Here is a 13,176-nt window from a genome sequence, read left to right on the forward strand (position 1 = left end):
CCGGCCCCACGGCGCTGATCCGGCCTCTCTTTGATCGTGCGGTGGGCGGCCTCGCCGGCCGTCCACCGCGCCACCCCCTCACGACGAGCAGCCCGTCATGGCACGAGGGCTCCTGCACAGCACCAGGACCAAGCCCCAGACGTCCGAACTGCTCATCCTGCGGGTCCTGCGCTTCGTCCCCATGGGGTACGACCAGTGGTTCCGCCTCTCCCTGCCCGTCTCCACGGAGGACTTGCCGTTCTCGATGATCGAGAATTGTCGTGGGCGGCCGTTAGTGTCCCGGCCATGACTGACGCGGTGGCGGTGTTCTCAGACGTCCTTCTGACGCTCGGGGGCCCGCGGTGACCCCCTGGGAGGAGACCCCGGCGAGGGCCGGGTCCGGCGAAGGCCCGCCGCCTCCGGCGGGAGGCGGGCGCGTGAACGCGTGGCAGGACCTGCTCAAGCTGGTCAAGGCCGGTGACGTGCCGGGCACGATCCGGTTCGCGACCGAGCTGGACGCGGCCGGCCGGAAGGCGGTCGCGGCCGAGCTGCCCGCTTACGTCACCCGCGAGTTCCGCGCCACGAGCTGGATGGAGTGGGCCGGCCAGGTAAGCCCGCTGCTGCTGGCGGGCACGGCCTGCCTGAGCGGCGCGGCGGCGGTGACGGCATGGCTGTTCAGGCGGGAGTTCCGGTGGGGGAGCCAGGGGGAGAGCGGGCGGATCCTTGAGCTGCTGCGCCGGCGCCCGGTGGCGTGGCAGGCCGACGTGGCCCGCCGCATCGCGGCACGGTCGCGGCTGCCGGAGCTGCGGCACTGGGTGGTGGCCGCGGAGCTCGTACGCGGGACGGGCATCGAGCCGCCGGACGACGACGCGTTCAAGGTCGGCTGGCTGCGGACCCTGCGCCCGTCGACGGCCGAGGGCGACCCGCTCTTCACCGCGTACGGCCGGCGCCTCTTCGAGATCGACGGCTTGTCCCAGACCGCCCTGTGGCAGGTGGTCGAGGTGGTCGTGCGCCTGGTCGAGAACGGCCTGCTCGACCGCGCGGCCGTCATCGACGGGCTGGTGGGGCGGCTGCTGCGCGACGGTCCCGGAGCGCGCGTCGAGCTCGCGGGCCTGCACGACCGGCTCGACCTCGACATCGACGAGTCGGCCGCCCGCGCCAGGGACTATGCCAGGCTCCTGCCCGCGGGTCCGGTCGCGGTGGCCGACCTGGCGCTGGCGCAGCTGCGGCGGCTGGAGGAGGCGGGCCGGCTGGAGGAGGAGCTGTTCGCCGAGGCGGTGGCGGCGCTGGCGTTCCGGCCGGAGAAGAAGCTGCTACGCACGGCCCTGTCCTGGGCCGGTGACGCGGTGCTGCGCGAGGCGGGCCGGGTGGACGCCGTGCTGGCGGCCGTGTCGATGATCTTCGCGCAGGACACGCCGGCGCTGCGGGAGCGGGCCGTGCGGCTGGCGGTCAAGCTGGCGCCGCAGGCGGGCCGGGCCGGTCGTGAGGCGGTAAGGCAGGCGGCGGCGGAGCTGGACGGGGAGCAGCGGGAGAAGGTCTCGGCGGCGTACGGCGGCGGCCTGGCCGAGGCGCGCACCCCCGTCGCGACGCCCCTGGCGGCCGTACGCGGCCCGTCCCTGCCGCCGCCCGTCACCTCGCCGCAGGAGCTGGCCCGCGAGCTCGCGGCCTTCGGCCGATCACCCGACGTGTACGCCTACGAACGCCTCCTGGCGGGCCTGGCGGAGTGGTCGCACCGCGCACCCGACGCACTTCGGGAAGCGCTGCGGCCGTGGTGGCACCCGTTCGACCCGCACACCTACGGCCACTACGGCAGCGAGATCCACGAGGGACTGCGCGAGGCCGTCAACCGCGCCTTCCTCGCCTTCGCCTCCCCCGAGCACAGCGGAACGCTGACGCGCGGGGCACACAAGCGCCGGCGGCCGGCGGCCCCGGGCGCGTTCGACCGCCTCTACTTACGGCGTGCCCTGGAGCTGGTGACCCCCTTCGAGACGGGAACCGGCTACCCGGTCCTGCTGGCCACGCCCACGTCGGGCACCGGCCACCTCGACCCGCCCGCACTCCTCGACCGCCTGGAACGTCAGGAGGCCGAAGGGGTCCCCGCCCTCCCCGCCGACCTGGCCCAGGCCCTGCTGCGGCTACCGCGCCACTTCTCGCCGTCGGAGATCGAGCGGGCCGGCCGGCTGACCTCGGGGGCAGGACGGGCGTGTGCGGCGTGGATGCGGGCTGGCGGGCTGACCGACCCTGACGTGACGGTGTCCGTACGCCGCCACCAGGGCTACGGCGGGTCGGTCTGGCACGACCTCCACGCCGAATTCACCCCGCCCACCATCCCGTCGGCCATCCCCTCCGCCGCCCCACCAACGGATGCGCCCACCACCGCCGCTGTGTCCGCCACAGTGGCCACCGCCCCCTATCCCGGCCCGTCGGCGGCGGCGCCCGCCTCGCCCGCCGGCCTGCACGAGGAGCTCCGCGACCTGTTCGAGGTGCGGTCGGGGCACACCTACACGCTGACCTGGTGGCCGCTCGTCATGCCCGCCCACCGGGAGGTCGTGGCGGCGCACCTGGCCTGCTACCTGCCGTCGTCGATGGACGCCAACGACCGGCAGACGCAGGCACTGGCGGCGCTGGCCCACGGCGACGGCCCGCTCGGCCCCGCGACGGCGTACGCCCTGGCGTGCGGCATGGGCCACGCGAACCCCGCCGAACGCGCCGCCGCCACCGACGCCTTCCTCACCCTGGCCGCCCGGGGCGAGGTGCCGGCACAGGCGCTGGGGGAGGCGGTGACGGACCTGGTCGAGTCCGAGTTCGTGAAGCTCAACCGCGTGCTGTCGGTCCTCGACGACGCCACGCAGGCGAGAGCGCAGGAGGCGGTGTGGGCGGTGGTCGTACGGGTGCTGCCGGGCTTGCTCCCCAAGGACGGGGAGCGGCCCCGGGCTGGAGTGGCTGACCTGCTGGCGACAGGGACGCGGGCGGCCAGGATCGCGGGGGTGCGGGTGGACGTGCCTGAGGTGGCGGCCGTGGCCGGGCGGAGGGGGTCGAGCCGGTTGGTGCTGGAGGCGCGGCGACTGATGCAGCTGATCGGCTCTCCTTAGAAATCTACTTTGTAAAGGTCTCGGCATGTCAGCAATCGTTTTATTTCAAGCGCTCAACCCGGCCGACGACTGGCGACCGGCACGGCACGCCTGCGCGCAATGAGGTGCAGTACCCGCCTTGCAGTCGGCCGGCGGCCGGATCGGTCGAGACCGGGTTCAGGGGCGGGCTTTGCGGTAGCAGTGGGGGCCGGGTTTGCGCTGTGGGTGAAGGCGTTCTGCCGTGGGCGATGGCGGGGTGTCCCGGCCGGTCGGAGAAGGGATGGTGGTGGCGGAAGGATCGGTCGGCAGGGAGGGCGGTGGCGTGACGATGGTCGCGCGAGTGCGGGGTCCCGGGGAGTGGCTGGCGGACGAGCTCCGGGGCAGCGACTCCTGGAAGGTGCGGCTCGACGAGGGGCAGCGGCGCGAGGTGCTGGCCGCCGTCCGCGCTACCGTCCGCGCTACCGTCCGGGCCGTCGTCCGGGCTGCTGGGGCGGCCGAGCCGGTGGCGGCGGGCGCCGGGGTGACGGGTTCCGCGGCGGCGGGCCCCGGGCGGGTTCGGGGGAGGGGCTCGCGTTGCCGACGCTGGGTCCGGTGCTGCGGCGCGTGCGTGCGGAGCTGGTGGGCGGGCGGGGGTTCGCGCTGGTGCAGGGGGTGCCGGTCGGGGAGATGAGCGAGCGGGAGCGCGAGGTCGCGGCGGTGGGGCTGGCCGCTCACGTGGGTGAGGTGGTGCCGCAGGGCGCCGGTCGGGAGCCGCTGATGCACGTGCGGGACACGGGTGCCGATCCGGCGGGGGCTCGGACGCGGAGTTTCGAGCACAGCGGGCGACTGGGCTTCCACAGCGATCCGTCGGATGTGGTGGCGCTGTTGTGCGTACGGCCCGCGAGGGCGGGGGGTTCGAGTGTCATCGTGAGTTCGGTGGCGGTGCACAACGAGATCGTGCGGCTGCGGCCGGATCTCGCGGAGGTGCTGTATCGGCCGTGGTGGCACGATCGGCGTACGGGTGACGGCCCGGACAGCTTCTACACGAAGCCGATCTGTGTGCGGCGGGCCGATGGTGGGGTGTCGATGTCGTACGGGCCGGATTATCTCCGTTCGGCACAGCGGGGTGCTGATGTGCCGCCGTTCACGGGCGAGCAGGCGGAGGTGATGGATCTGCTCGATCGGCTGACGCATGATGCGCGTTTCGCGCTGGCGATGGATTTGCGAGAGGGGGATATGCAGTTCCTCAACAACCATGTGGTGCTGCACGGTCGAACGGCTTACGAGGATTATCCGGAGCCGGGGCGGCGGCGTCATTTGTTCCGCCTTTGGCTGGCGACAGGGGGTGGGTGAACATGGATACAACGCCAGCCACCATTCATCCCAGATACGCACTGGTGAAAGCCGTGATAGTCGGCCACCAGCCGTTCGGTCTGATCATCCGCTCACCCTCGGGGGATCGAGGATTCGTGGACCGTTCGTACATCTCCGACACGCCGCTCGAACCCGATGCGTGGCCGGCCGAGGGGGAGCCGGTCCGAGGGGTGGTTCTCGGTTGGACACGGGACGGGCGGCTGCGGCTCGATATACGGAGGACGAGTGTGGAACTCGTCGAATCGCTCGTAACGTCAGCTGGAGTCTCTCCGGCTCCGGCGAGATCATGTCAACGGAGAGGGCGGGATACCCTGCCCGCGGTGTCTCGAACCACGCGACCGGAGGAGTCGATGCCGGGATGACGGCAGGGCGAGCGATGCCCACACAGGGCGACGTGCTCGGGTACTTCGACACGCTGTCGAACTGGGGACGGTGGGGCGACGACGACGAGCTCGGCACTCTCAACCACATCACCGACGACGTCCGGCTGGCGGCGGCGCGGGCCGTACGCCACGGCAGGAGCGTGTCGTGCGCATGGGAGGTTGCCGTACCGGCAGACATGGAGCGGTCGACGACGACGTGCCCGTGCGCCGCCGACATGCCGGGTGCCGAGAACATGCCGGCGCCCGGATTCCGCAACGACCGGCACTGGGGCTTTTCGACCGAGCGGCTCGGCATCACGTTCCACGGCAACACCCTCACCCACGTCGACTCGCCGTGCCACATCTTCTGGGACGGCACGATGTACAACGGGCGGTCGCACTCGTTGGTCGACGCCGAGACGGGATCGGCGTGGGGGGCCGTCACGGCGGCGGCGAACGGGATCATCACGCGTGGTGTCCTGCTGGACATCGCGAGGGTCCGCGATGTGCCGTGGTTGGAACCGGGGCAGGGTGTGTTTCCCGACGATCTCGAGGAGGCCGAGCGGCGCCAGGGTGTGCGGGTGCGATCCGGCGATGCGGTACTCCTGCGGACCGGCCATGGCCGCGCCCGGCACGAGACCGGTGCGGCCGGCGGTTTCAGGCAGGCCGGCTGGCACGCGTCCTGCCTGCCGTGGCTGCACGAACGGGAGGTCGCGCTGATCGGCGCCGACAGCCCTCAGGACGTTCTGCCGTCGGGGTACGAGGACGTGTTGATGCCGGTTCACGCCGTGAGCCTCGTCGCGATGGGTCTGTGGATGCTCGACAACTGCGACCTGGAGGCGTGCGCGACGACGGCTGCCGAGCTCGGCCAGTGGGACTTCCAGCTCGCCGTCGCGCCGGTCCGCTTCGCCGGTACGTCCGGCAGCCCGGTCAACCCGATCGCCACATTCTGACCGCGGTTCACGAGGAGGTGCGAGGCCATGAAGGACCTGGCCCGCACCCGGAACGCGGTCGCGGCCGGTGAGGACACGCCGGGCTGTCGGGAACCAGGCGGCACGAGCGCCTCAAGGCGGGGCGCTGCAGCGCGCGACAGCTGCCGGCCGGACTGACGAACAATGCGGCGTTGCGGACCAGGCGTGTCAGGCGCGAGATCCAGGGCGACGATCCGGCGTCTCCGCCATCGCGGGACCTTCGGGCCGAGACTGACCAGCGTGTCACGGAGTGAGCACTCACTCCACCATTGACGGAGTGAGTGCTCACTCCGTACGCTGAGCCGCATGACGAACACACCCGCGCCGGATCCGCGCGCCCCGCACGAACCTCCCACCGCGGCGCGAGACGACAGCGCCGCGATCACGGGCCACGAGCTCCTGCCGGACCGGCGCCGCCGCCTGATCGCCACCGCCGCCCTCGGTTGCGCCTTCCTCGGCATGCTGGACGGCACCGTGACCGGCACCGCGATGCCCAAGATCGTCGCCCAGCTCGGCGGCACTGACACCTGGTATGTCTGGGTGGTCACCGCCTACCTGCTGACCTCCACCGTCACCGTCCCGCTCTACGGCCGTTTCTCCGACCTGCACGGCCGCCGCGGGCCCATGCTCATCGGCCTGGGTGTGTTCCTGGCCGGATCGCTGGCCTGCGGCGCGGCCCCGTCCATCACGCTGCTGGTCGCCGCCCGCGCCCTGCAGGGCCTGGGCGCCGGCGCGCTGCTCACGGTGGGCATGTCGGTGGTGCGCGACCTGTATCCGCCCAGCCGCATGGCCGGCATGGTACGCATGCAGAGCATCATGGCGGTCATGCTCGTCGCCGGCATGATCGGCGGCCCCCTGGTGGGTGGCGTGCTCGCCGACCACGCGGGCTGGCGCTGGGCGTTCCTGCTCAACCTGCCCCTCGGCCTGGTGGCCGCGGCCGTCCTGGCCGCCCTGCTGCCCCGCGTCCGTCCCGCTGCCACCGCCGCCGTCCGCCTGGACCTGGCGGGCATCGCGCTGCTCACCGCCGGGCTCTCGCTCGTGCTGCTGGGGCTCACCCTCAAGGGGTACGGTGAGCACGGCCGGCTCCGGGACTGGAGCGACCCGATGGTGGGCGGGCCCCTCCTGGCGGGGATCGTGCTGCTGGCCGCCCTGGTCGCCGTCGAGCGGCAGGCCGCCGTGCCGATCGTGCCGCTACGCCTGTTCGGCCACCGCGCCTATGCCGCGATCGCCGCGGCCGGGTTCTTCTTCCAGGCCGCCGGCCTGCCCGCCGGCATCTTCCTGGCCCTCTACTTCCAGCAGGTACGCGGCCACACCGCCACCGCCTCCGGCCTGCTCCTGCTGCCGATGCTGGCCGGCATGGTCATCAGCAACCGGCTCACCGCGGCGCTGATCATGCGTACCGGGCGGCCCAGGCCCGCGCTCCTGCTCGGCGCCACGCTCCTGACCGCCGGCAGCATCCCCTTCCTCACTCTCGACGCGGCCACCCCGATCCCGCTGATCGCCTGCTGCCTGCTGCTCATCGGCCTGGGCGCCGGACCTGCTATGGGCGGGGCCGGCATCGTCGCCCAGAACAGCGTCCCCCGCACCGACATCGGCACCGCCACCGCCGGGTCCATGCTCACCAAGCAGATCGGCGGCGCGGTCAGCCTCGCCTGCGGCCAGTCCCTGCTCGCCCACCACCTGGCCGGCGCGGCGACGGCCGCGGGCGTCGCCCGGGGGGTCGGCGTCACCCTGGGCTGGGTCGGGAGCGTGGGCGGGCTGCTGGCCCTGGTCGCGATCGTCCTGATGCCGGACCTGCGCGTCGCCGGTCCCGGGCCGGCCGCGGGGAAGCCGACGGCCGCCGCCGCGCAGGGGTGATCCAGGTGCGGGCCGTACGGAACTGCCGGGCCGGGGGTGATCCGGGTCCGGGGCGTACGGAACCGGCGGGGCCGGGCTCAGCCGCGGTCCCAGATCCGCCCCGTGGCCCAGGCGTACTCCCAGGCCTGGATGTCCGGCGGCTCGATGCCGAAGCCCGTCAGGATGGCGCAGACCTGCTCGCGATGGTGGTTGGCATGATTGAGGGCCTGGGCCAGGAAGATGCCGGCGCGGACCGCACGCGTTCCCTCGTCGACGACGACCACGCCCTCCACGTCGATCGGCTTGGCCAGCACCTCCTCCCAGACCCGCTCGACCTCCGACGCCCGGGCCGACAGGAGCGGCAGATCGGCCTGCTCCTCGCCGTCCACCCAGGAAAGCTCGATTCCGGCCAGGCGCTGCGCGTAACTTCCGTCCGCGTCGACGATGTGCTGAAGAGTCGCCAGGATGCCGCCGAAAGTGCCGACCCCGCGCACCTCCAGTCGCTCCGCGGAGAAACCCTGATCCCGGCAGAACTCGATGAGCCTCTTCGTCGCCCAGTTGTTGTGACGGATCGCATCGAGCAGGATCTCATTCATGGCCTTTTCCTCCGTCTGGACGCGTAGTCATGATCCTGCGTGGGCACCACTGCCGACGCAACGCATTTACCGCCAGGTGCCTTCACAACGAGATCGAGGAGCGACGAAATGACTATCTGGAGTGGTGAACAGGCACGCGCGTTACGGCCCTGGCTGATCCTTTCGCTCGGCCTGGCCGGCCTGTCGACGATCGTCCTGTTCGCCACCCCGATATACGCGTCGCTGAACGAGGAGGGCGAGAGCTCGGAATATGCCGCCGGCGTCGTCGGCATGCGGGCGCTCTACTTCCTGCTCCCCGTGCTGATCGCGGCGATTCCCCTGGCCTTCGGCCGGATTCTGCCCCGGACGACGTCGATCGCCGCGGCAATGGCCCTGTTCGCCTGGTGCTTCGTCTCGCTGGCGTCCGTAGGGATGTTCTTCCTGCCGTCGGCCGCGTGCATGCTCGTGGCGGCGATTCTCGCGGTCCGGTAGTCCGTCCCGCAGGGGTCACCTGCCCGAGCGGCGCAGGTCGCGGTGGGCGGCGAGCAGGACGAGCGGCGGGAGCGCCAGCGCGGCCGGCCAGCCCCGGTGGACGGCGTCCCAGGTCTTCTCGCGGGCAATGCCGGCCACGGCGACAGGTCACCGGTAAGGAACAGCGAGCCCGCCGGCAGCACGCCCAGCAACGCGCTCGCGGCCAGCGCGGTCTGCCGCCCGCCGACGCGCCGTACCGCGGCTGCCGCCCCGGCGAGTCCCGCCAGCACGCACACCGCGGCCTCCAGCGCGGTGTCGGCCAGCGGCAGCGAAGCCGACGCTCAGCGCGAGGGAGGGCAGCAGCCATCCGGCGCCGCGTCCGGGCGGGCCCGGCAGCCACGGGCTCGCGGCGGCGGTCAGGACGACGGCGGTGGCCAGCACCGCGCCCGCCCGCAGGAGCAGCAGCCGCGGCCCGGCCATCGGGGTGGCGGCCTGCGTCTCGTGGACGGGATCGACGTGCCGTCCGTACGCCGGCGCGATCCCGGCCAGCGGCAGCACCGGCGCCGCGACCAGGAACGCGAGCAGGTACGACGCCCCGACGTCCCGCGCCGCCTGCCCCACCGCCACCGCGCAGGCCAGCACCACCACGACCGCCACCACCCAGGCCCGGCTGAGCGCCGGCGTGGCGACCAGCAGCCGCGCCAGGTGCCCGGGAACTCCGGCCCGGCTCAGCAGCCGCTCGACCGGCCCCGGCGCGGCCGGTCCACCTCCTCCTCCAGCCGCTCCCAGCCCGCCGCCGGCCATTCCTCCTCGTACGGCACCGCCGCCCGGCACCGCGCGCACCGGGTGAGGTGCGCCTCGACGGACATGACCACGGCCGGTTCGAGCCGCCCGGTGAGGTAACGGTCCATGAGGTCGCCGGGCACGTGCCAGTCCTCGCGGTTCATGCCAGGTCCTCCCTGAGCCGGGCCTTGGCCCCGCATGACGCGGGTCTTGACGGTGCCCTCCGGCACGCCGAGCAGGTGCGCGGCCTCCCTGGTGGTCAGCCCGTCCAGGACGGTGGCCTGCAGCGCCGCGCGCAGGTCGGGCGACAGGCGGGCGAGCGCCGTGCCGAGGTCGCCGTGCTCCACGCCGAGCAGCACGACGTCCTCCCCGGACGCGGCGAGCCCTCGCTCCTCGTCCGGGGCTCGGCCGTCGCCGATCCACCGGTGGCCGGGACCGCGCAGCACCGACACCAGCCGGCGGATGGCGATGGTCCAGATCCACGCGGCGACCTCGCCCTGGCCGCCTGGTAGCGCTTGGCGTCGCGCCAGACGGCGAGGAAGGTGTCCTGGATGGCGTCGTCCACCGCGTCCGGTCGGCGCAGCGGCGGGCCAGGCGGGCCCGCAGCCACGGCGCCTGCCGGCGGTGCAGGATTCGCAGCGCCTCCACCTTGCCGGCCGCGATGGCGGCGACGAGTTCGGCGTCGTCGCTGTCGGGACCGAACGGGGCGCGTCCCGGTTTCTGCTGAAAAAGCGGCGCTAATCAGGTCTATCGCCGGACCGGCCGCTTTCGGTGCCCTCACTCCGCGATCTTGTGCCGGGCATCTCGCCGGGAGTGCTAGGCTGCTGGACGTTTGGCGTTGGAGTTCCGGATGAGAGGGAGGTGAGGTTCGATGACCGCGGTGAAGACCGCTGCCGTGTGCAGCGCCCGGACATTCCTCACGTCCCGGGCCCCGGTCTGACCCACTTCTTCCCCTCGCCGCAGCCGCTGTCCGGCTGACGAGGCGGGGGTGATGCCTGCGTCTCGTCGGGGCCCCTTCCCGCAAGGTGTCTCACGTTGCCCAACCTCTTCACGGATCCGTCCGACGCCGGCCTGTCCCGGTACGGATGGACGACCTCACTCGACCACGCCTTCGCCGCGCACCGCGAGGCCGGCCTCGTACCGGCCCGGATCGCCCGGGTGGACCGCGGCCTGTGCGACGCGGTCACCGGGTCCGGCCCGGTCCGGGCCGACCTCACGGCCCTGCACTCGCCTGACCCGCTGCTGGCGCCCTGCACCGGCGACTGGGCCGCGCTGCGCCCCGGCCGCGAGCCACGCCTGCTGGCCCTGCTGCCCCGGCACAGCGCGATCGTGCGATCGTCGGCGTCACGCACCTCCCACGGGCAGGTGCTGGCCGCCAACGTCGACACCGTCGCCATCGCCGTCTCCCTGGCCGCCCCGCTGGACGCGGCCCGGCTGGAGCGGGACTGCCGCTTCGGCGACTGCGCCCACGGCACCGAACCGGGGTGCGCCGTCCGCGCGGCCATCCGGGCGGGCGAGCTGACCGAGCGCCGCCTGGACAGCTACCGCAAGCTGCAACGCGAGAACGCGTGGGCGGCCTCGCGCACCGACGCGCGGCTGCGCGGCGACCGCGTCAACCGGCAGAAGGCCATCACCAGCCATCTGCGCGCCACCTACAGGTTCCGGGACCGGCAGTCGTGACCGGCCACCTCCCACAGAAACGGACTTCACCGATGACCACGTCCTGGATCACCCGCCCCGAGACCGCCGCCGACCTCACCGGGATCCGCGAGGTCAACCTGGCCGCCTTCCCCACCTCCCACGAGGCCGACCTGGTCGAGGCCCTGCGCGCCGACGAGCAGGCGTGGATCCCCGGCCTGTCCTGGGTCAGCGAGGCACCCGACGGCTCCGTCGCCGGATTCGCGCTGCTGACCCGCTGCCACGTCGACGGCTCCCCGGCGCTCACCCTGGGCCCGTGCGCCGTACTCCCCGGGCACCAGCGGCGCGGCGCCGGCTCGGCCGCCATCCGCGCCGCCCTCGACGCCGCCCGGCAGCAGGGGGAGAACCTCGTGCTCGTGCTCGGCCACGCCGAGTACTACCCCCGCTTCGGCTTCGTCCCGGCCTCGCGCCACGCCATCCGGCCGCCCTTCGACGTCGAGGACAAGTACATGATGGCGCTCGTCTTCGACCCGGCCCGGCCCGTGCCGTCCGGCACCATCCGCTACCCGGCCGCGTTCGGCGTCTGACCCGGCCGCTCCTGGGCCGCTCCTGGCCCGCCGCCCCGCTCAGAGGCGGCGGGCCCAGGAGCCGGCGACGTCGGCCGGCTCGCCGAGCGCGGCCTCGACACGCTCCCGCGCACGCTCACGTCGTGATCGCCTTGGACTCCATGTCGGCGATCGTCCATTCCTCCACCTCGTCGAGGTGGACGGCGGCGGCCCGCTGGGCGCCGTCGGCGTCGCGGGCGGCCATGGCGTCGAGGATCTCCAGGTGGCGCCGGGTGGAGCCGGCGATGCGGTGCGGGCCGGTGGCGCCCAGCACGCGCAGCCACTGCACGAACGGCTCGGTGGAGGAGCGGGCCTTGATCAGGCGCGCGTTGCCGGTCGCGGCCACGATCTCGTTGTGCAGGCGGCTGTCGCTGGCGAAGAACGGCTCGTAGTCGCCCCGCTCGGCCTGGCGGAGCGCCTCGACCGCCTCGCCGCGCAGGTCGGCGATCCTCTCCAGCGACATCGAGGCGGCCGCGATCCCGGTCGCGACCCACTCGATGCCCTTGCGGAGCTGGCAGACCTCGCGCACGTCGGTGACGCCCGGCCGGGCCACGAAGGTGCCCGAGCGGGGGCGGGTCACGATGAGCTGGTCGTGCTCGAGACGGGCCAGCGCCTCGCGTACGGGAGTGCGCGAGACGCCGAACTCCGTCGCGACCGCCTGCGGATCGAGCCGGACCCCTGGCGCGTACGTCCCACCGGTGATCCGGTCGCACAGGATCCGGTAGAGCTGGTCCGCGATCGAATCCACGACCAGCGACGAGCCCTTCGACAGAGGCGGCACTATGTCTCCCCTTCGGCGGATGTGTACGGCTAAGCGATCAGATTAGCCGCGCGCAGCGCCGTGGCGATGCGCGCGCGTTCGGCGGGACTCGCGGGCGCGAAGGGCTTGCGCGGCCGCCCGCCGTCGCGCCCCCTGCAGCTGGAGGGCGGCCTTGAGCGTGGCCGGCAGGTTGGGGCCGTCGATGGCCCGCCACACGGTGAGGATCCGCTCGTGCAGCTCGACCGCGACCCGGAGACGGGCTGGGCGGCCGGGACCGCCGCCGGGCCGGCCGCCATCCAGCGGGTGGGGGAGGCCGAGGTCGGCGACCGTACGCTGGTGGACGCCCTGGCTCCCGCGGTGGCCGAGCTGGAACGCGGCGCGGCTTCGGCGGCGGCGGCACGGGCCGCCTCCGAGGGGGCGCGCGGCACGGCCGACCTCCGCGCCCGCCGCGGCCGCGCCGGCTACGTCGGGGACCGGGCCCGCGGCCTGCCCGACCCCGGCGCGATGGGGCGTGGCACTCCTGTTCCGGGCCCTGGCCTCGGTGCAGAACCCCGAGGGAGGCACCTCCCGGGGACGCGCTGAGCAGCCGGGTTGCTCCGCGCAGTCCCCCGGGAGCCGTACCGGATCCGAACGCGCCGGACGCGCCGGACGCGGACCCCTGGTGAGGTCGGAGCCGTCACCGCCTTCGACGGGGCCCGGGGCGCTGAGGGAGCGAGGTGGCCGGTGGGGCGCGCCCGGCAGGTGGCGGCGGGCCGCCGTGGGTGGGGCGGGG

At 73.5% G+C, this 13,176-nt stretch carries 14 protein-coding genes; 9 read left to right on the top strand and 5 right to left on the bottom strand.

Annotation, left to right across the window (positions count from 1 at the left end; all coding sequences use genetic code 11):
• Positions 1–97: 97 nt before the first annotated feature.
• The 5 genes from ACBJ59_RS22895 (at position 98) to ACBJ59_RS22915 (ending at position 7,593) form a co-directional block, all read left to right on the top strand.
• Positions 98–289: a hypothetical protein gene (locus ACBJ59_RS22895; protein WP_375112259.1), complete on the top strand. Its 192-nt coding sequence runs from the start codon at positions 98–100 to the stop codon at positions 287–289.
• Between the two features lie 127 nt (positions 290–416).
• Positions 417–3,071, top strand: a complete 2,655-nt coding sequence (locus ACBJ59_RS22900; RefSeq protein WP_375112260.1) for a DUF6493 family protein — start codon at positions 417–419, stop codon at positions 3,069–3,071.
• A gap of 99 nt (positions 3,072–3,170) precedes the next feature.
• Positions 3,171–4,382 carry a TauD/TfdA family dioxygenase gene (locus ACBJ59_RS22905; protein ID WP_375112261.1) on the top strand — a complete coding sequence of 404 codons (1,212 nt, stop codon included), beginning with the start codon at positions 3,171–3,173 and terminating at the stop codon, positions 4,380–4,382.
• Between the two features lie 379 nt (positions 4,383–4,761).
• Positions 4,762–5,718, top strand: a complete 957-nt coding sequence (locus ACBJ59_RS22910; RefSeq protein ID WP_375112262.1) for a cyclase family protein — start codon at positions 4,762–4,764, stop codon at positions 5,716–5,718.
• Between the two features lie 324 nt (positions 5,719–6,042).
• Complete coding sequence (locus tag ACBJ59_RS22915; RefSeq protein WP_375112263.1) at positions 6,043–7,593, top strand: MFS transporter; 1,551 nt, start codon at positions 6,043–6,045, stop codon at positions 7,591–7,593.
• Positions 7,594–7,670: 77 nt separating this feature from the next.
• Here ACBJ59_RS22915 and ACBJ59_RS22920 read toward each other — a convergent pair whose 3' ends face one another.
• Positions 7,671–8,168: a DinB family protein gene (locus tag ACBJ59_RS22920; protein WP_375112264.1), complete on the bottom strand. Its 498-nt coding sequence runs from the start codon at positions 8,166–8,168 to the stop codon at positions 7,671–7,673.
• A 108-nt stretch (positions 8,169–8,276) separates the two neighbouring features.
• Between ACBJ59_RS22920 and ACBJ59_RS22925 the strand changes: the two genes are divergently transcribed.
• On the top strand, positions 8,277–8,639 hold the full coding sequence (locus tag ACBJ59_RS22925) for a hypothetical protein (RefSeq protein ID WP_375112265.1): 363 nt from the start codon (positions 8,277–8,279) through the stop codon (positions 8,637–8,639).
• A gap of 15 nt (positions 8,640–8,654) precedes the next feature.
• On the opposite strand, the gene ACBJ59_RS22930 is transcribed toward ACBJ59_RS22925, so the two are convergent.
• Genes ACBJ59_RS22930 through ACBJ59_RS22940 form a run of 3 tightly spaced genes read right to left on the bottom strand, consistent with a single transcriptional unit; the run spans position 8,655 to position 9,853 of the window.
• Complete coding sequence (locus ACBJ59_RS22930; RefSeq protein WP_375112266.1) at positions 8,655–8,777, bottom strand: hypothetical protein; 123 nt, start codon at positions 8,775–8,777, stop codon at positions 8,655–8,657.
• A 9-nt stretch (positions 8,778–8,786) separates the two neighbouring features.
• Positions 8,787–9,422, bottom strand: a complete 636-nt coding sequence (locus ACBJ59_RS22935) for a hypothetical protein (RefSeq protein WP_375112267.1) — start codon at positions 9,420–9,422, stop codon at positions 8,787–8,789.
• Positions 9,347–9,853 carry an RNA polymerase sigma factor gene (locus ACBJ59_RS22940; RefSeq protein ID WP_375112268.1) on the bottom strand — a complete coding sequence of 169 codons (507 nt, stop codon included), beginning with the start codon at positions 9,851–9,853 and terminating at the stop codon, positions 9,347–9,349. The genes ACBJ59_RS22935 and ACBJ59_RS22940 overlap by 76 nt, the downstream gene beginning before the upstream one ends.
• 583 nt (positions 9,854–10,436) lie before the next feature.
• Between ACBJ59_RS22940 and ACBJ59_RS22945 the strand changes: the two genes are divergently transcribed.
• Both ACBJ59_RS22945 and ACBJ59_RS22950 read left to right on the top strand, forming a co-directional pair.
• Positions 10,437–11,081 carry a hypothetical protein gene (locus ACBJ59_RS22945; protein ID WP_375112269.1) on the top strand — a complete coding sequence of 215 codons (645 nt, stop codon included), beginning with the start codon at positions 10,437–10,439 and terminating at the stop codon, positions 11,079–11,081.
• 32 nt (positions 11,082–11,113) lie between these two features.
• Entirely contained in the window at positions 11,114–11,626 is a 513-nt protein-coding gene (locus tag ACBJ59_RS22950) for a GNAT family N-acetyltransferase (protein ID WP_375112270.1), read from the top strand.
• 115 nt (positions 11,627–11,741) lie between these two features.
• On the opposite strand, the gene ACBJ59_RS22955 is transcribed toward ACBJ59_RS22950, so the two are convergent.
• Positions 11,742–12,425, bottom strand: coding sequence for a GntR family transcriptional regulator (locus tag ACBJ59_RS22955; protein ID WP_375112271.1), 684 nt, complete (start codon positions 12,423–12,425; stop codon positions 11,742–11,744).
• A gap of 210 nt (positions 12,426–12,635) precedes the next feature.
• Between ACBJ59_RS22955 and ACBJ59_RS22960 the strand changes: the two genes are divergently transcribed.
• The gene (locus ACBJ59_RS22960; RefSeq protein ID WP_375112272.1) at positions 12,636–12,986 is read left to right on the top strand and encodes a DAK2 domain-containing protein; all 351 of its coding nucleotides are present in this window, start codon (positions 12,636–12,638) and stop codon (positions 12,984–12,986) included.
• Positions 12,987–13,176: the final 190 nt, after the last annotated feature.

The sequence above is a fragment of the Nonomuraea sp. MTCD27 genome (assembly GCF_041950495.1).
GTDB lineage: Bacteria > Actinomycetota > Actinomycetes > Streptosporangiales > Streptosporangiaceae > Nonomuraea.